The sequence below is a fragment of the Nonomuraea jabiensis genome (genome assembly GCF_014204795.1).
GTDB classification, from domain to species: Bacteria; Actinomycetota; Actinomycetes; order Streptosporangiales; family Streptosporangiaceae; genus Nonomuraea; species Nonomuraea jabiensis.
In genome coordinates this window covers 3,686,044-3,702,659 of sequence record NZ_JACHMB010000001.1, presented here as the reverse complement: position 1 = coordinate 3,702,659, position 16,616 = coordinate 3,686,044, and the positions used below count along the sequence as shown (strand labels likewise).

Genomic DNA, 16,616 nt, shown 5'->3' with positions numbered 1-16,616 from the left:
GCCGCCGCCGGCTCAGGTCGTCCGGAGCAGCGAGACGAGATCGTCCCACCGGGCCATGAGCAGGCCCAGCACGGCGCCGAAGACGCCGACGATCGCGCCGATGGCCGGGTCGAAGGTGCCGTTCACCAAGGACGCGGCCAGCCCGATCAGCGCCACCGCGATGAGGATGCCGTTGCGGGCCACGTGCGCCATGCTCAGGGGCGTCCGGGAGGCGCCGAAGCAGCGGCAGGGGACGGCGGCGCCCCTCCGTACCACCATGACGACGGCGACGGTGAGGCAGCCGAGCAGCCCCGCCGCGAGCGCGAACGACGCCGATCCCGCCCAGCGCAGGGGGACCGCGGCCAGCACGATGACACCGGCCTCGGCCACCGCCGTCGCCGTCGCGGCCGCCGGCGCCCTGGCCTTGTCGATCACGGCCATCGCCTTGATCGACTGGACGAACTCGCTCCAGGCCCGGCGGCTGGAGACCTTGCTCGCCAGCGCGAGCACGAACACCGTGAGCAGCAGCAGTCTGCTCGCCACATCGACATACTGCATAGACCGCAACCTGCCACGGCCACGCAAATCCGGCAAGAGCCTCACTGCGTTACTCTCGAAGATCCACGAGCAAGGGGTGGACCGTCGTGCTGATCCGGTTACTCGGCCCGGTGGAGGTGGAGCGCTCGGGGCAGAGCCGGCCCGTGCGCCCTCCGCAGGTCGCGCTCGCTCTGGCCGCGCTCGCCTGGGAGGTCGGCCGGGTCGTGCCGGTCGACACGCTCCTCGCCCGGGTCTGGGGCGAGCAGGTCCCGCCCGGCGCGCGGCGCACCCTGTACACGATCATCACCCGCGTCCGGCGCGACGTGCTCGCCGATGAGGGCGCCGTCGTCCGCCGGCTCGGGGGTTACCTGCTCGACGTGGACGAGTCCGCGGTGGACGTGCCGCGCTTCCGCGGCCTCGCAGACCAGGCGATGGCCGTACCGGACCCGGTGCCGCCGCTGGCCGCGGCCCTGGCGCTGTGGCGTGGCGATCCGCTGACCGGGCTGCCCGGCGAATGGGCCGAACGGGCCCGCCACCGCCTGCGCGACGAGCGCAGGGAGCTCCTGCTGCGCTGGGCGCGGGTGGTGACCGGCCGGGACGCCTCCGCCGCGGTGTCGGCGCTGTCGCCGCTGGCCGAGGAGTACCCCCTGGACGAACTGGTGGCCGCCGCGCTGATCGAGGCGCTGCACGCGTGGGGCCGGACCGCCGAGGCCCTGGCCCACTTCGCCCGGGTACGCCGGACGCTCGCCGAGGAGCTGGGCGTCGAACCGGGTACGGAGCTGCGGCGCGTCCACCGGAAGCTGCTGCGGCCCGCCGGCACGACCGAGACCGCGCGCCCGGTCCCGGCACAGCTGCCGGTCGGCCTGCGGCACTTCGTCGGCCGGTCGGCCGAGCTGGAACGGCTGGCCGCGATCGGCGAACACCCGGCCACCGCGGCGGTCTGCGCGATCTCCGGGCCGCCCGGGGTGGGCAAGTCGTCGCTCGCCCTGCGCTGGGCCCACCTGCACCGCGACCGCTTTCCCGACGGGCAGCTGTACGCCGATCTCAGCACGATCGACCCGGCCGACGGGGCCGTGGTGCTGCCCCGGTTCCTCGGCGCGCTCGGGGTCGCGGAGTCGCAGGTGCCGTCGGGCGTGGAGGCGCAGATCGGGCTCTACCGCAGCCTGCTGGACTGCCGCCGGGTCCTGGTCGTGCTCGACGACGCCCGCAGCGCCACCCAGGTCCGCCCGCTGCTGGCCACCGCGCCGGGGTGCCTGACGCTGGTGACCGGCCGCTCCGAGCTGTCCGGGCTCGCGGTCACGGCGGGGGCGCACCTGGTCGGCCTGGACGTCCTGCCCGGCGACGACGCGTACGACCTCCTGGTGGCGTGGCTGGGCGAGGCCCGCCCGGCGGCCGAGCCGGAGGCCACCGCGAACATCATCCGGCGGTGCGGCCGGCTGCCGCTGGCGCTGGCGATCGTCGCGGCGCAGCTGGCGCGGCGCACCGATCTGCCGCTGGCCGAGGCCGCCGCGGACCTCGAACGGGCCGCCGCCGACCTCGAACCGTTCGCGCACAGCGACCCCGCGATCGACCTGCGCCACGTGTTCGGGCGCTCGTACCGGGACCTGCCCGTGCCGGCGGCCCGGCTGTTCCGGCGGCTCGGGCAGCACCCCGGGCCGCACGTGCCGCTGTCGGCGGCGGCGAGCCTGGCCGCTCTGCCGGTGGCGCGCACGCGGGAGCTGGCCGCGCACCTCGACCGCGCCAACCTGGTCGAGATCCGCGCGCCCGGCCGGCTGCGCCTGCACGACCTGCTGCGCGTGTACGCCTCGGAGCAGGCGCGGGCCGCCGACACCCGGGCAGCACGGCGGTCGGCGACGCGGCGGCTGCTGGACCACTACCTGCACTCGGCCTGCGCCGCGAACGGGATGTGTTACCCGCACCGCGACAACCTGCCCCTGGACGCGCCGGCGCGGGGCACCGTGGTGGAGCGGTTCGCCGATCCTGCGGAGGCCCTGGGGTGGTACGCCGACGCATTGGTGGCGCTGCCCGCGCTGCTGGTGGAGGCCACCGCGGCCGGGTTCGACGCCCACGCGTGGCAGCTGGCGTGGGCCTTCGCGGAGTTCATGCAGCGGCGTGGCCTCTGGGAGGAGATCCTGCGCACCCATGCGGTGGCGCTGGCCGCGGCCGGACGGCTCGGCGACCGGCTGGCCGAGGCCCGCTGCCACAACAGCATCGCCCGCGCCCACGCCCGGCTCGGCCGCGACGGCGAGGCGGTCGAGCACTTCGAGCGGGCCGTCGAGCTCCACCGCGACCTCGGCGAACCCGTCCTGCGGGCCCACGTCCACCTCGGCCTGACCGTCGCGCTGAGCCGGACGCGGCCCGAGGAGGCGCTGAGCCACACCCTGCACGCGCTGGAGCTGTTCCGGCAGGCCGGCGACGTCGTCGGCGAGGCGCGGGCGCTGAACAACGCCGGCTGGCTGCGGGCCCAGCTCGGCGCGTACGACGAGGCGCTGGCCGACTGCCGCCGGGCCCAGCGGCTCCTCGCCGACCTCGGGTACGCCCAGGGCGAGGGGCACGCGTGGGACAGCGTCGCCCACGTCCTGCACCTCAAAGGCGACTACGCGCAGGCGGTGGCGTGCTTCGAGCGGGCGGCCGAGCTGCTGCACGGCTGCGACGACCCGCACGCGGCCGCCGAGACGCTGGTCCGCCTGGGCGAGACGCACGTCGCCGCGGGTGACATCGCGGCCGCGCTCGACGCCTGGAAGCAGGCGGCGGAGTTCTTCGACACCGTCGGCGACGCGCAGGCGGCGAAGGTCCGCGAGCGCATCGTCTCCTTCCACCGTCCCTGATCCGCCGCGCCTGCGATCACCCGCCTGAGCTGCCGGAACAGGCCGTTAAGAATTCGTTGAGAAATCGCTCAGACCTCTGGCGCAGGCTGCGACGGCGAGGCGGGACGGCGGCATTGGTCCGGCGTACCGCTTCCGCACGGGCGGGCGCGGACCCGCCGGGACGAGCGAAAGGAAGGTTCGATGCGCGTCGTGACCAGAATGGCCGACCGGCTCCTCGAGCTGATCGCGCCGCACTCCGTGGCCCGGGCGGCCGACTGCGACTGGGAGTGCTGCCGCGGCTACGGCTCCGCGAGGTACTGCTGCTACTACCCGAACGGCAGCTCGTCGTGCGGGTCGTGCCAGTCGTACTGGCGTTGCGCCTGAGCACGGGCATCGCCGAGCGGTGATGACCGGTGCCCGGCCCGGCCGGTGCGGGCCGGGCACGCGCCTTTCGCAGTCCTGTCGACATGGAGGTGTCTTGTGTCCTATCTGATCGCCGTCGTGGCCCTCCTCGGCGCCCTGTGCCTGGTGAACATGATGCTGATGCTCGGCCTGGTCCGGCGGCTCCGGGAGCACACCAAGCTGCTGGACGCCCTGTACGAGATGGTCGGCATGATGGGCGCCCCCGGCGCGGGCGGCGGAGGTCCGGCCGCCGGTGACGTCGTCGGCGAGTTCGCCGCCACCACCGTGGACGGGAACCGCGTCACGCGCGACCTCCTGCCCGAAGGGACGGTCGTCGCGTTCCTGTCGCCCGACTGCCAGGGCTGCCGCGAGCAGATCCCGGAGCTCGCCTCCTGGGCGGCGGGCCAGGACCCGGCGCGCGTCCTGGTGGTGGTCGACAGCCGGTCGGGCGATCCCGCGCAGGTGGTCTCGGCGCTCGCGCCCGTGGCTCAGGTGATCGTGGACGACGCGGCCAAGCCGCTCGCCGACACGTTCGGCGTGCACGTGTTCCCGACCCTCCTCCAGCTGGCCGCGGGCGGCAGGCTGCTCGCGGTGGCGCCCCGCCTCGACCGGCTGCCGGCCGGGTCGCCCGCGTGAGCGACGGCCGGCCGCAGGCGGCGCGGGGCCTGGCGCGATGCGCCGGGCGCGCCGCCGCGACGGTGTGGCGGTCGGCGCCGGTCCACGTGCTCGGATACCTGGCGGTCACGCTGGTGGGCGCCGCCACCCCGATCGCGGTGGCCTGGCTGACCAGGGCCGTGCTGGACGGGGTGGCGGCGCGGCGGACCGGCGCGCTGCTCGCTCTGGCGGTGGCGATCGCCGTCGTCACCACGGTGGCCGCGGCGGCGGCGCACGCCGGACACTACCTGCGCGCCGAAGTGGACCGCCGCGCGGCGCTGCGGGCCAAGGACGAGCTGTTCGCGGCGGTGTCCCGCGTCACGGGGCTGGCCCGGTTCGAGAGCCCGGCGTTCCTCGACCGGCTGCGCCTGGCCCAGCAGAGCGCGAGCAACCCCGGCAGGCTGGTCGACACCGCGCTCACGGCGGCCCGCGGCACGGTGACCGTCGCCGGCTTCGTCGGGTCCCTGGCGCTCGTCAACTCCGCCTTCACCGTTCTGGTCCTGCTGTCCGCCCTCCCGGGCCTGCTCATCGAGCTGCGGATGTCGCGGCAGCGGGCCGCGATGCTGTGGCGGATCGGGCCGGCCGAGCGCCGCGAGATCTTCTACGCGCAGCTCATGTCCACCGCGGACGCCGCCAAGGAGATCCGGCTGTTCGACCTCGGCGCCTTCCTGCGCCTTCGCATGCTGGCCGAGCTGCGCACCGTGAACGCCGCCCGACGCCGGCTGGACCGGCGCGAGCTCGCCGTCCAGGCGGGCCTGGCCGGCGCCGCGGCGGTCGTGGCCGGCGCGGGACTGGTCTGGGCGATCCTCGCGGCCGGTCAGGGGCGGCTGAGCGTGGGGGACGTGTCGATGTTCGTGGCGGCGGTCGCCGGCGTGCAGGCGGCGCTGAGCGGCACGGTGGCGGCCGGCGTGATGGCGTACGAGCACCTGCTGACCTTCCACCACCACGTCGCCATCGTCGACGACGGCCCCGACCTGCCGGCGCCGGGCGCCCGCCCGGCGCTGCCGCCCCTGCGCCGGGGCATCGAGCTGCGCGACGTCTGGTTCCGCTACAGCCCGGACCATCCGTGGATCCTGCGCGGCGTCAACCTGTTCATCCCGAACGGGCACACGGTCGCGCTGGTCGGGCGCAACGGCACCGGCAAGAGCACGCTGGTCAAGCTCCTGTGCCGGTTCTACGACCCGACGCGCGGGGCGATCCTGTGGGACGGCGTGGACCTCCGCGACGTGCCGCCGGAGGCGCTGCGCGCCCGGATCGGCGCCGTCTTCCAGGACTTCGTGGCGTACGAGCTGACGGCGGCCGACAACATCGCGGTGGGCGACCTCGGCGCCGCCCCGGACCAGGAGCGGATCGAGCGGGCGGCCCGCGACGCCGGCGTCCACGACGCGCTCGCGGCGCTGCCGTACGGCTATCGCACGCTGCTGAGCCGTGGCTTTGCCCAGGACCCGGACGACGGGGAGAGCGACGCGGACTCCGGGGTGCTGCTCTCCGGCGGGCAGTGGCAGCGGCTGGCGCTGGCCAGGGCGTTCCTGCGCCGCGACCGGGACCTGATGATCCTCGACGAGCCCAGCTCCGGCCTGGACCCCGAGGCCGAGTACGAGGTGCACGGCCGGCTCGCCACGCTGCGGTCGGGGCGCACCAGCGTGGTCATCACCCACCGCCTCGGCGCGGTCCGCTCGGCCGACCGGATCGTGGTGCTGGCCGGCGGCGTCGTCGCCGAGGAGGGCACGCATGCCGGCCTGCTGGCCGGCGGCGGCACGTACGCCGAGCTGTTCGCCCGGCAGGCGACCGGCTACCGGGACGACGTGGAGGTGCCGGGGTGACCGGCGCGATCGCCATGCTCGCCGTGCTCGGCGTGGCTCTCGCCGTCGCCCGGTTGCGCCGGCGGTACCTGGTGGTGACCGTCCAGGGGGAGAGCATGCTGCCGGCGTACCGGCCGGGCGAGCGCGTGCTCGTACGGCGGACGCCGCCCGGTTCGCTGCGTGCCGGCCAGGTCGTCGTGCTGAGCGGCTTCGCCCAGGCCCGGCCCGGCGAGCGCCCGCGCGGGCCTCGGATGGGGCCGCGCTGGATCATCAAGCGGGTCGTGGCCGTCCCGGGTGACCCGATCCCGCGCGACACCGTCCCCGCGCTGCGGGCCGAGCCGGGCACGCGGGTGCCGGGCGGACGCCTGGTGGTGCTGGGCGACAATCCGGACCACTCGCTCGACTCCCGGCAGTCCGGCTACCTGACGGCGGATCGGCTGTTCGGCGTGGTGCTGCGCAAGGTCGATCAGCCGAGGTCGGCGCCCTCGCGGTAGCCGCTGGCCTGGGTGGCGAACAGGTGGGCGTACCGGCCGCCCAGCGCGATCAGCTCGTCGTGGGTGCCCCGCTCGATGATCCGGCCGTCGCCGAGCACCACGATCAGGTCGGCGTCGCGGACCGCTCCGAGCCGGTGCGAGACCAGCAGGCTGGTGTTGCCCGCGCGGTGCTCGCGCAGCCGCCGGTGCACCTCGTACTCGGCCTGCGCGTCCAGGCCGGAGCTGGGCTCGTCGAGGATGAGCAGGTCACGGCGCTCGCGCACCAGAGCGCGGGCCAGGGCCAGGCGCTGCCACTGGCCTCCGGAGAGCGTCACCCCCGCCTGCGGGTCGTCGTCGTCCTCGGGGCCGAAGAAGACGCGGCTCAGCATGGTGTCGTAGCCCCGGGGCAGTGCCCGGACGGTCTCGTGCGCGCCCGCCAGCTCGGCGGCGGCCTGGAGCCTGGCGCGGTCGGACATCGCCTCGACCTCGCCCACCCCGATGTTCTCCGCCGCGGTCAGGTCGTAGCTCATGTAGTCCTGGAAGAGCACGCCCATCCTGGCGCGCAGCTCGGCGGGTGGCACGTCGCGGATGTCGATGCCGTCCCAGAGGATCGCGCCGCGGGACGGGTCGTAGAAGCGGCACAGCAGCTTGATCAGCGTGCTCTTGCCGGCTCCGTTGAGTCCCACCAGCGCGACCGAGGCGCCGTGGGGGATCGTCAGGTCCACCCCGCGCAGCACCCAGGGATGGCTCTCGTCGTACCGGAACCACACGTCGTGCAGCTCGATGCCGCGGCGCAGCGCGGGCAGCGCCTGCGGCTCCCCCGGTGTGGGCAGGTCGCCGGGCAGCGACATCACCCGTTCGTGGTGGGCGAACAGGAGCAGCGCCTGGCGGGCGTTCGCGGCGTTGTCCACGGTGGCGGTCAGCGCGGCCTGCGTGCCCGCCACGGCGGCGGCGAACGCGGTCACGTCGCCGAGGGTGAGCCGGCCGTCCAGCGCGGAGTACACCGCCCAGAGCAGCCCGGCGCCGCTGACCGCGGCGGACAGCGCCGCGAGCGCCGACTGCGTGAACGCCTCCCGCTGGTCCAGCCGCCGCTCCCCCGACTGCAGGACGGCCAGCTCGCCGAGCACCCGGCGCTTGAGGAAGTCGCCCAGCCCGAAGAGCCGGACCTCCTTGGCGGCCTCCACGTCGGTGATCAGGGAGGAGTAGAAGATCTGCCGCCGGGCCGCGGCGGACTGTCCGGCGATCATCCTGATCCGCCGCTTCTCCAGGGACATCCGCGCCGCGAGGACGGGCAGCGCCGCGAGCGCCACCAGGCCCGCCATGAGCGGGCTCAGCACGGCGAGGGCGGTGAGGAGCCCGGCCAGGGCGATGACGTTGCGCCCGAGGTCGAACAGGCCCGAGGTGATCGGCCCCATCGCGTTGCCCGTCGCCTGCGCGGCCATGCGCAGCTCGTCGAGGAACACCGGGTTCTCGAACCGCGACAGGCCGTGGAACGTGTTCACCCGCGTGTACAGGCGATCCTGCAGCAGCAGGTCCAGCCGGCGATCCGTCTCGCCCCGCAGGTAGCCGGTCAGCTGCGGCAGCACCCCGGCGACCAGCCCCAGCACGACGAGGGCGGCGACCGGCGCCAGAACGCGTTCCGGCCGGCCCGTCGCCAGCCCGTCGACGAGCATCTTGGTGGCCCACACGGTGGCCGAGGGCAGCAGCCCGGCCAGGACCGTGGCGACCAGCTGGGACGCCGCCAGCACCGGCCCGGCCCGCCAGCACAGCAGCGCCAGGGTGGCGGCGCGACGGGTCACCTCGCCGGTGCCATGGCGACGAGGTCGGTCAGGTCCGTGTCCGCGGCCACGACTCTGCCGTCCTGGTCGGCCCTCAGGAACGTGGGGAACGCGTGGATGTCGAGAGCCTGCACGATGCGCAGCGCGTCCTCGCCCGTGACGACGCTCGCCACGCCGCCCACCACCTCGACCAGGTCCGCGGCCTCGTCGGCGGCGCCGGAGACGACCGCCAGGGCGCTCTGCCCCTTGGCCCGCGCGGCGAACTGCGGCGCTCGCTCGTGGCAGGTGTCGCAGCCGACGTCGAAGAAGCCCACGAGCCGCGCTCCCGCCACGTCCTGCGGCAGCGTGCGCCCGACCAGCACGCGGGGATCGTACGGCATGAGCGTCGAGGTCCCTGCGAGGCGTTCCAGCTCGGCGGTGTGCTCGCGGAGCCGGCGCAGCACGCCCAGGGTGAGCACCAGGTCCAGCAGGCACAGCAGGCCGACCAGCACGACGGCGACGATCAGGAAAGGCATCGGACAACCCCTCTTCAGGCGGTGAACAGCAGCACCCTCGTGTTCGCGGACCGGCGGCGGAGGTGGCCGCCGCCGGTCCGCGAGCTCTACCTAGCCGCCGCAGACCCTGAAGGCGTAGCAGGCCCCGCAGCGGGTGGTGCCGCCGGCGGTCGTGCAGAGCTTCCTGAAGTCGGAACGCTCCCTGCAGTAGCAGTGCACGTACCACTCCGCGGCCGCCTTGGCGGACGCCTTCGGGACGAGCCTGTCCAGAATCCTGTCGCCGAGCTTGCCCAAGACAGCAGTCATGTTCGCTCCCTGTATAGCGATGCGGTCAGGCCGAAACGCTATTTGGGGGAGATACAGCGACCGATACAGCCGCGCTACACCTGGGCGGTGAGCAGCCTTTCCAGCACCGGGTTGAGGCGCATCGCCGGATCCGCGAACAGCTCCTCGGCCCTGCGGGCGTCCCCCGCGGCACGCGGGTCGCCCGACGCCGCCCGGGCCCTGGCGAGCTGGCGGGTGCAGGCGGCGTAGCCGTACGCGTCGCCGATCTGGGCGGTCACCTCCAGGGCCCTGGCCAGGTCGCGCTCGGCCGCGGCGAGGGCGCCCTGCCGCAGCCGGATCTCGGACCTGCTCAGCAGCACCTCCCACTCGTCCTCCCGGTTGCCGGTCTCCTCGCAGCGGGCGAGCGCCTCGTCCATCGCGGCCAGCGCCTCGTCCCGCCGGTCGAGCAGGCAGTAGGCGCGGCCGAGCGCCGCCAGCGTGATGCTCTCGCCGTTCAGGTCGCGATCGGCCCGGCGGACGGCCAGGCACCGTTCGAAGCGGTCCACCGCCTCGGCGTCCCTGCCCAGCTGGAGCAGGAGCTCGCCCAGGTTGTGGCCGACCAGCCCGACGCGCCTGGACCCGTGCCTCTTGAGCAGCCGCAGGCTCGCGCTGATGTGGCCGAGGGCCGCGTCGAGGTCGCCGGTCTGCATGTGCAGCCAGCCGAGGTTGTGCAGCGCCATCCCTTCCTCCTCGCGGTTGCCCAGGTCGCGCCAGATCCCGAGCGCGCGCCGCAGGTGGCCGTCGGCCGCCTCCGCCTGGCCGGCCCGCCATTCCAGCAGCCCCAGGGTCGCGAGCGTGGACGCCTCCGCGCCGCGGTCGCCGTCGCGCCGCGCCACCTCGATGGCCAGCCGCGCGATGGTCTCCAGCTCGCGCCAGTAGCCGCCCTTCATCACCGTGGCCTTGACCAGGGTCATCAGCTCGATGGCGAAGCGCGCCACGTCCGGCTCCCCGCGCGCGGCCTGGACGGCGGCCGCGACGAGGCAGCGCAGCTCTGTGTCGAGCCACCGCACCGCCGCGGCGGGGTCAGGCAGCACCAGGCCGGGATCGCGCCGGCGCTCCCCGCTCCCGCCGCCGGCTCGCAGGTGCGGCTGCAGCAGGTCGCGCAGCTGGTGGCAGAGGTCGAGGTACCAGTCCAGGGCCCGCCGTACGGCCAGGTCCAGGTCTGCCGGCGCGTCGTGGGAGGCGGCCAGCTCCCCCGCGAAGAGCCGCAGCAGGTCGTGCGTGCGGAACCGGCTCTCGCCGACCGGCTCGATCAGGCGTGCCTCGACCAGCTCGTCGAGCACGACCTCGGCGGCCTTCACGTCGGTGTCGGCCAGCGCGGCGACGAGCTCGACGCCCACCTCCGGCACCTCCAGCACGCCGAACAGGCGGAAGACGGTCCGCGCGGCGCTCGTCAGGGTCGCGTACCCGACCTCGAAGCAGGAGCGGACCCGCAGGTCGGCCGCCTGCAGCTCGTCCAGCCGCCGCCGCTGGTTGCTCAGGCGCTCGTTGAAGCCCGCGAGCGACCAGTCCGGCCGGCCCGCGAGGCGGGCGCCGGCGATGCGCAGCGCCAGCGGATGGTGGCAGCACCAGCGCGCGATCTCGGCCGCCGCCTCCGCCTCGGCGGCCACGCGCGCCGGACCGGCCAGCAGGGCCAGCATCCGTACCGACTGCTCCTCGTCGAACATGCTCACGGCGATCGGTACGGCGTCCAACGTGGTCAAAGCCGACCGGCTGGTGACCAGCGCCGCGCAGCCACCGCCCGCCGGCAGCAGGGGAGCCACCTGGGCGGCGCCGACGGCGTTGTCGAGGACGACCAGGACGCGCCGGTCGGCCAGCACCGACTGGTAGAGGGCGGCCGCCTCCCCCGGCGCCGCGGGCACCTCTCCCGGAGGCACCCCCAGCGCGCGCAGGAACCGGCCGAGCACCTCGTCGGGGCGCAACGGCGACAGGCTCGGTGTCGATCCCTGCAGGTCGGCGTAGAGGTGGCCGTCGGGGTACCGGTCGGCCACGCCGTACGCGGCCTTCAGGGCGAGCGTCGACTTGCCGATCCCGCCGGGGCCGTGCAGTGCCAGCACGGGCGGCCCCGCGCCGGCGCCCAGCACGGCGTGGATGCGGGCGAGCTCGGCCGAACGGCCCACGAACACGCTCGGCGCCCGCGGCAGCTGGCGCGGCCGGGCCCGCCCGTCGTCGGCGGGGGCTTCCTTCCCCTCCCCCTCCTCCGCTGAGATCAGGGCCGGGTCCCTGCGCAGGATCAGCTGATGCAGCCTGCGCAGGTCAGGGCCGGGATCGATGCCCAGCTCGTCGGCGAGCACCTTTCGGGCGGCCCCGAACGCGTCCAGCGCGCCGACCACGTCGCCGCTCTGGTACAGGGCCACCATGAGCTGGCCGTGCAGCCGCTCGCGCAGCGGGTACTGCCCGATCACCTCGCGCAGCCGCTTGGCTGCCGTCGCGTGCCTGCCGAGGGCGAGCTGGATGTCCGCGTGCTCCTCCACCACGCTCAGGTAGTGGTCCGTGAGGCGCGCGACCACCTCCCGCAGCGTCGGCCCCAGCGGCACATCCTCGGCCGCCATCCCCTGCCACAGCGCCAGGGCCCGGGTGTAGGAGTCCAGGGCGGTGCTGAGATCGCGCCTGCCCAGCGCCTGGCGGGCGTGCGCGGTCAGCGCCTCGAACTGGAAGAGGTCGAACTCCTCGGGCTCGACCCGCAACAGATAACCGGCGTCCGAGGTCACCAGCCGCTCCACGGCCGGGTCGGCCGCGGAGGGCATCAGCTTGCGCAACTGCATGAGGTACGTACGCAGGTTCGCCACCGCGGAGCGGGGCGGCTGGTCGTCCCAGACCTCCGCCACCAGCGACCGGATCGGGACGACGTGGCCCGCCCGGGCGAGCAGCATGGCCAGGACGGTCCGCTGCTTGGGCGCCGTGATCCTCGCCCCTCCCGCCGGCGAGCCGTCGCCCTCGATCCGCAGCGGTCCGAGCATCCGGAACTTCACGTCCCGCCGCCTAGAGGGCAGCCCCGCCCAACCGGCGCAGCGCGACGCCGAGCAGGCGGTCGGCCGGGAAGAAACCGCGCTGCCGCGAGTCGACGCTGTGGGGGTTGTCGCCGTAGACCACCAGCGCACCCGCGGGCACGCGCTCCGCGGCCCCGTCCACGTCCGGCGGGACCGGGTCACCCGGCAGGGCGACGGCGCGCTTGATGTTCCAGCGCGTGCCGTCCGCGTCCAGCCGCGGGCCGGACGGGGGTTCGAGCACCACGACGTCGCCCCTGGCCACCTGGCCGATCCGGCGCCGCCGGACCAGCACCCGGTCGCCGTCGTGCAAGGTCGGCGCCATGCTCGTCCCCTCGACGGTGACCACCACGTAGCGCCGGCGGGCCACCAAGGCGCCGGCCGCCGCCGCGAGCACACCGGCGAGCAATCCCATGCTGATCAGCTTCATCCGCTTTTCCACCGTCGGCCTCTGGGAAATATTGATCTTTATCCGGCTGAGGATCGCCGTTGGCTCCGCACGCTGTCAACCACTCCCGATCATGGGCTACTCGGTCGAACGGGGGACCACGACGATCTGATCGTCATCTTCGTAGATCACCTTGCCGGGGTCGGCCGCTTCGAGCCGCACGCACTCCACACCGTGGGCGGCGAGGATCGCGAGATAACCCGGCACCCGCTCCATCAAGTGACGGGCCGACGGCTTGAACCAGGCCGCGGCTCCCGGGTTGAGCGCACGGTCATAGACCGTGGGGTCCACGCTCGCGGGATCGGTGAAGTTCGCCTCGTACCAGTCGTTGTTGCCGCGCCTGAACGCCTCCTCTCCGGGGGACAGCAGTCCTTGGGCGGCCAGGGCGTTGACGAGGCCGAACACGCCGGGATACGTCCCTCTCGCGTTCGGCGTGGGGCTCTGGAACCGTACGTACATCAGCGCTCCTTGGGGAAGGCGGCGCGCAGGCCGGATCCGTTGACGACGAACGCGGCCGCGGCGACGGCGAGGGCACATACCGCCTGCATCATGGCGAACCACATCGGGCAGATGCCAGGGATCATGTCGACGGCGACGATCGCGACCGGCATGACGATCGAGATGACGCGTACCCGCAGATAGGCCCACCGCGCCCCCCGTGCGGCGAGGACGGTCAGCCAGTAGGTCACCGCGGCGCTCGCGAGCACCCCCGCCGAGCGGCCCCACATGAACGAGGTCACCGTCTGATCGCCGATCGCGAGGACGGCGACCGTGGCGAGGACCGCGGCGCTGAGCGCGCCGTAGGCGGCGACGAGGATCTTGACCTTGCCGAAGGATTCCATGTCTCTTTCGTCCCTTGTGTTGTCTGGAGTGGTGATCACGCTAGGGAGCGCATGGGTGGGGCGGTATGGGGCTGGACGTACGGTTGGGTGGGTCCAGACCCACTTCAGGGCCGATCCGGCGGGGAGCGGCTCTGGCGCGGTGCACAGTGAAGACGCCAAGCCGTGGCCGTGAAGCGAGAAGGAAGAGTCATGCGACAGTGGGTGTCGAGCGCCTGCGTGGGGTTCGTGCGCGCATGCGTGGTGGTGGCCGTCACCATGCCGGTCCCGGCCGTGTGGGCCGCCGCCGCGACGCTGTGGATCTGGTGGTGGGGCGGGGACCCGTGGTCGGGGACGGTGCCGTTCGTGTGGGCGTGCATCGGCACGCTCGCCCTGGCGCGCCCGGTGAGCCGGATGGTCCGCGCTCTTGTCGCGAAGTGGACGGGGACCGTCATCCCCGCCGGATATCGGCAGGCCACGCCGGTGACGCGGCTTTCCACCGGGTACTGGTGGAACGGCTTCAGCTACGAGCGCACCAGACGCGACGCCCTCATGGACCAGCGGTGGCGGACCCGGTGGAGAGATCCCGCCTTCTGGCGCGACCTGCGGTTCACGGCGATCGCGCCGCTCACCGCGGGCCTGATCGCCGCCGTCCCGCCGGCCGGCGCCGTGGCGGCGGTCCTCGGGTTCAGCCGGCCGGCGTTCCTGGCCGGGGTCCTCGGGTTCAGCCGGCCGGCGCTCCTCGTCGGGGTGCTCGGGCTGGTCGTGGCGGTCGCCGCCGCCCCGTACGCCTGGCGGCCCGTCGTACCGGTGGCTCTCCGCTTCCTGCGCCCGACGCCCGCGATGGCGCTGGCGGACCGGGTCGATGAGCTGACGGCCCAGCGCGCGGACACGACGGTCGCGCAGGCCGCCGAGATCCGCCGGATCGAGCGGGACCTGCACGACGGAGCCCAGGCACGCCTCGTCGCGCTCGGGCTCTCCCTGGCGACCGCGGAGAAACTCATGGAAACCAGCCCCGACCAGGCCAAGGCGCTGCTGCGGGACGCGCGGGCCGGCGCCGCCACCTCCCTGAACGAGCTGCGCGAACTGGTCAAGGGCATCAGCCCGCCGGTGCTGACCGAGCGGGGACTCGTCGACGCCGTCCGGGCCCTCGCCCTGGACAGCCCGCTCGACGTGGCCGTGAGCGCCGACGTTCGGCTGCGCCTGGACCCGCCGATCGAGTCCGCCGTCTACTTCGGCGTCGCCGAGCTGCTGACCAACGCCGTCAAGCACGCCCACGCGACCCGGGCGCGGATCTCCATCGCCCGCGACGACACCGGCATCGTCGTCGACGTCGAGGACGACGGCCGGGGCGGGGCGAGCGCGAGCGCCGGGGGCGGACTCGCGGGGCTGTGCCGGCGCCTGGCGGTCTTCGACGGCACCGTGGAGATCACCAGTCCGGCGGGCGGCCCGACGCGGGTGAGGATGGTCGTGCCATGCGAATCGTTGTAGCCGAAGACCTCTACCTCCTGCGCGACGGGATGGTCCGCCTGCTCCAGGCGTACGGGCACGAGGTGGTGGCGACGGCGACGACCGGCCCCGAGACGCTCGACGCGCTGCTGAGGTGGCGGGCGGACGTCTCCATCGTCGACGTCCGCATGCCGCCCACCCAGTCCGACGAGGGCCTGCGGGCGGCCCTCGCCGCCCGCGGCGAGGTGCCCGGCCTGCCGGTCCTGATCCTTTCGCAGCACGTCGAGCAGTTGTACGCCCGCGAACTCCTGGCCGACGGCGCCGGCGGCATCGGCTATTTCCTGAAGGAGAGCGTTTTCGACGCCGATCAGTTCATCGACGCCCTCGAACGCGTCGCGGGCGGCGGGACCGCCATGGACCCGGCCGTGATCGCCAAATTGCTGTCCACCGGGTCGTCCGACCAACGGCTCGATCAACTCACCGAACGCGAATACTCCGTGCTCGGCCTGATGGCCGAAGGATTGTCCAATCAGGCCATCGGCCGGCGGCTCTTTCTCAGCGAGAGCGCCGTCAGCAAGTACACGACCTCCATGTTCGGCAAACTCGGCATCACCGATGACGGCAACAACAACCGCCGCGTCCTCGCCGTACTCACCTACCTGAACAGACCGTGACGCCTCAGGCGAGCGCGTCGGCCTCGTCGAGCAGCGCGGGCAGTCGCGGGTAACGGCGGCGCATCTCCTCGACGATCTCCGGCGGCGATAATCGGCCGAGCCTTGAGACGAGTTCGTCGCAGTCGTCGTCGGGGCCTGCCGGCGGAGGGCACTGCGCGAGGATCGCCCAGAAGTCGTCACGCGTCATGATCGCCATTCTGGGCGCCGGGCCGAAATGCAATCCATCTCATAAGCGGCTGCTGCTGTATTCGTTATCGACGGCCCCGATACTGAGGCCCGGAAAAGCACAGGCGCTCGGGAGGAATCACGTGGAAGCCAAGGGCCCCACAGCGGAGATCATGATCGCCGAGGCGCGCAAGGCGCTCTGGGTGATGGTCGGGGCGCTGGCCGTCATCTGGACGATCCAGATCGCCAACTGGGTCTCGGGCTACACGCTGAGCTACGAGTACGGGATCCAGGCGTGGAACCCCGCCAGCCTGCCCGACATCATCTCGGCGCCGTTCCTGCACTGGAGCTGGGCGCACATCGAGGCGAACTCGGGACCGCTGTTCATCTTCGGCTTCCTGTCCGCCTATCGCGGTGTACGCAAGTTCCTCAGCGTGACAGGGCTCATCATCCTGGTCAGCGGTCTCGGCGCCTGGTTCACCGCCAACCCCGAGGCCACCGGGGCGGGCGCGAGCGGGGTCGTCTTCGGCTACTTCGGCTACATCCTGGTGCGCGGCGCGTTCGACCGGCATCTCATCGACATCGTGGTGGGCGTGGTCATGGCGCTGTGCTTCGCCTACCAGTTCGCCGGCCTGCTGCCGCAGGAGGGGATCGGCTGGCAGGCTCACCTGTTCGGCTTCCTCGGCGGCCTGGCGGGCGGCTGGATATTCCGCGAACGCAACCGGTCCCGGCGCACTCCGCCCACCCCGCCGCAGCAGCAGGGCTCTCGAAGCGCGCTGCTGAAGGAACTGGACGATCTCGGGCTGTAGCGGCTCCTATCCTGGG

17 protein-coding genes are annotated in these 16,616 nt (G+C 73.6%); 8 read left to right on the top strand and 9 right to left on the bottom strand.

Annotated features, from left to right (window positions below; genetic code table 11):
- Window positions 1-12 precede the first annotated feature (12 nt).
- A complete protein-coding gene (locus HD596_RS16750; protein ID WP_185070130.1) occupies window positions 13-537 on the bottom strand; it encodes a MauE/DoxX family redox-associated membrane protein in 525 nt (174 codons plus the stop codon).
- Between the two features lie 86 nt (window positions 538-623).
- On the opposite strand from HD596_RS16750, the gene HD596_RS16745 reads away from it, so the two are divergent.
- The 5 genes from HD596_RS16745 (at window position 624) to HD596_RS16725 (ending at window position 6,675) form a co-directional block, all read left to right on the top strand.
- Window positions 624-3,344 carry an AfsR/SARP family transcriptional regulator gene (locus HD596_RS16745; RefSeq protein WP_185070128.1) on the top strand — a complete coding sequence of 907 codons (2,721 nt, stop codon included), beginning with the start codon at window positions 624-626 and terminating at the stop codon, window positions 3,342-3,344.
- Window positions 3,345-3,524: 180 nt separating this feature from the next.
- The gene (locus HD596_RS16740) at window positions 3,525-3,707 is read left to right on the top strand and encodes a hypothetical protein (RefSeq protein WP_185070126.1); all 183 of its coding nucleotides are present in this window, start codon (window positions 3,525-3,527) and stop codon (window positions 3,705-3,707) included.
- Window positions 3,708-3,803: 96 nt separating this feature from the next.
- Window positions 3,804-4,361 carry a thioredoxin domain-containing protein gene (locus tag HD596_RS16735; RefSeq protein ID WP_185070125.1) on the top strand — a complete coding sequence of 186 codons (558 nt, stop codon included), beginning with the start codon at window positions 3,804-3,806 and terminating at the stop codon, window positions 4,359-4,361.
- Window positions 4,358-6,202 (top strand): ABC transporter ATP-binding protein, encoded by a 1,845-nt coding sequence (locus HD596_RS16730; protein WP_313044301.1) that lies wholly within the window; start codon window positions 4,358-4,360, stop codon window positions 6,200-6,202. The genes HD596_RS16735 and HD596_RS16730 overlap by 4 nt, the downstream gene beginning before the upstream one ends.
- Complete coding sequence (locus HD596_RS16725) at window positions 6,199-6,675, top strand: S26 family signal peptidase (RefSeq protein WP_221519362.1); 477 nt, start codon at window positions 6,199-6,201, stop codon at window positions 6,673-6,675. Before HD596_RS16730 ends, HD596_RS16725 begins: the two co-directional genes overlap by 4 nt.
- On the opposite strand, the gene HD596_RS16720 is transcribed toward HD596_RS16725, so the two are convergent.
- The 7 genes from HD596_RS16720 to HD596_RS16690 form a co-directional block, all read right to left on the bottom strand.
- Complete coding sequence (locus tag HD596_RS16720; RefSeq protein ID WP_313044298.1) at window positions 6,648-8,453, bottom strand: ABC transporter ATP-binding protein; 1,806 nt, start codon at window positions 8,451-8,453, stop codon at window positions 6,648-6,650. The two genes, HD596_RS16725 and HD596_RS16720, sit on opposite strands and share 28 nt — an antisense overlap.
- The gene (locus HD596_RS16715; protein WP_185070124.1) at window positions 8,450-8,947 is read right to left on the bottom strand and encodes a hypothetical protein; all 498 of its coding nucleotides are present in this window, start codon (window positions 8,945-8,947) and stop codon (window positions 8,450-8,452) included. The genes HD596_RS16720 and HD596_RS16715 overlap by 4 nt, the downstream gene beginning before the upstream one ends.
- A gap of 90 nt (window positions 8,948-9,037) precedes the next feature.
- The gene (locus HD596_RS16710) at window positions 9,038-9,232 is read right to left on the bottom strand and encodes a hypothetical protein (protein WP_185070123.1); all 195 of its coding nucleotides are present in this window, start codon (window positions 9,230-9,232) and stop codon (window positions 9,038-9,040) included.
- A gap of 74 nt (window positions 9,233-9,306) precedes the next feature.
- Window positions 9,307-12,222 carry an AfsR/SARP family transcriptional regulator gene (locus HD596_RS16705; protein WP_185070122.1) on the bottom strand — a complete coding sequence of 972 codons (2,916 nt, stop codon included), beginning with the start codon at window positions 12,220-12,222 and terminating at the stop codon, window positions 9,307-9,309.
- 10 nt (window positions 12,223-12,232) lie between these two features.
- On the bottom strand, window positions 12,233-12,667 hold the full coding sequence (lepB, locus tag HD596_RS16700; RefSeq protein ID WP_221519361.1) for a signal peptidase I: 435 nt from the start codon (window positions 12,665-12,667) through the stop codon (window positions 12,233-12,235).
- 96 nt (window positions 12,668-12,763) lie between these two features.
- Window positions 12,764-13,144 (bottom strand): hypothetical protein, encoded by a 381-nt coding sequence (locus HD596_RS16695; protein WP_185070121.1) that lies wholly within the window; start codon window positions 13,142-13,144, stop codon window positions 12,764-12,766.
- Window positions 13,144-13,527, bottom strand: coding sequence for a hypothetical protein (locus HD596_RS16690; protein ID WP_185070120.1), 384 nt, complete (start codon window positions 13,525-13,527; stop codon window positions 13,144-13,146). The genes HD596_RS16695 and HD596_RS16690 overlap by 1 nt, the downstream gene beginning before the upstream one ends.
- A 189-nt stretch (window positions 13,528-13,716) precedes the next feature.
- Here HD596_RS16690 and HD596_RS16685 point away from each other — a divergent pair, with 189 nt between their 5' ends.
- Complete coding sequence (locus tag HD596_RS16685) at window positions 13,717-14,994, top strand: sensor histidine kinase (protein ID WP_185070119.1); 1,278 nt, start codon at window positions 13,717-13,719, stop codon at window positions 14,992-14,994.
- Entirely contained in the window at window positions 14,979-15,626 is a 648-nt protein-coding gene (locus HD596_RS16680) for a response regulator transcription factor (RefSeq protein ID WP_185070118.1), read from the top strand. The genes HD596_RS16685 and HD596_RS16680 overlap by 16 nt, the downstream gene beginning before the upstream one ends.
- A 4-nt stretch (window positions 15,627-15,630) precedes the next feature.
- Here the strand turns inward: HD596_RS16680 and HD596_RS16675 are convergent, their stop codons facing one another.
- The gene (locus HD596_RS16675; protein WP_185070117.1) at window positions 15,631-15,813 is read right to left on the bottom strand and encodes a DUF4240 domain-containing protein; all 183 of its coding nucleotides are present in this window, start codon (window positions 15,811-15,813) and stop codon (window positions 15,631-15,633) included.
- A gap of 121 nt (window positions 15,814-15,934) precedes the next feature.
- Here HD596_RS16675 and HD596_RS16670 point away from each other — a divergent pair, with 121 nt between their 5' ends.
- Window positions 15,935-16,600, top strand: coding sequence for a rhomboid family intramembrane serine protease (locus HD596_RS16670; protein ID WP_221519360.1), 666 nt, complete (start codon window positions 15,935-15,937; stop codon window positions 16,598-16,600).
- The last annotated feature ends 16 nt before the right edge of the window (window positions 16,601-16,616 follow it).

Excerpts from the sequence above, each read along its gene's own strand:
- HD596_RS16690 (WP_185070120.1), bottom strand. The coding sequence starts at position 13,527 with ATGGAATCCTTCGGCAAGGTCAAGATCCTCGTCGCCGCCTACGGCGCG.
- HD596_RS16750 (WP_185070130.1), bottom strand. The coding sequence starts at position 537 with ATGCAGTATGTCGATGTGGCGAGCAGACTGCTGCTGCTCACGGTGTTC.
- HD596_RS16675 (WP_185070117.1), bottom strand. The coding sequence starts at position 15,813 with ATGACGCGTGACGACTTCTGGGCGATCCTCGCGCAGTGCCCTCCGCCG.
- lepB (WP_221519361.1), bottom strand. The coding sequence starts at position 12,667 with ATGAAGCTGATCAGCATGGGATTGCTCGCCGGTGTGCTCGCGGCGGCG.
- HD596_RS16680 (WP_185070118.1), top strand. The coding sequence starts at position 14,979 with ATGCGAATCGTTGTAGCCGAAGACCTCTACCTCCTGCGCGACGGGATG.
- HD596_RS16715 (WP_185070124.1), bottom strand. The coding sequence starts at position 8,947 with ATGCCTTTCCTGATCGTCGCCGTCGTGCTGGTCGGCCTGCTGTGCCTG.
- HD596_RS16685 (WP_185070119.1), top strand. The coding sequence starts at position 13,717 with ATGCGACAGTGGGTGTCGAGCGCCTGCGTGGGGTTCGTGCGCGCATGC.
- HD596_RS16710 (WP_185070123.1), bottom strand. The coding sequence starts at position 9,232 with ATGACTGCTGTCTTGGGCAAGCTCGGCGACAGGATTCTGGACAGGCTC.
- HD596_RS16695 (WP_185070121.1), bottom strand. The coding sequence starts at position 13,144 with ATGTACGTACGGTTCCAGAGCCCCACGCCGAACGCGAGAGGGACGTAT.
- HD596_RS16740 (WP_185070126.1), top strand. The coding sequence starts at position 3,525 with ATGCGCGTCGTGACCAGAATGGCCGACCGGCTCCTCGAGCTGATCGCG.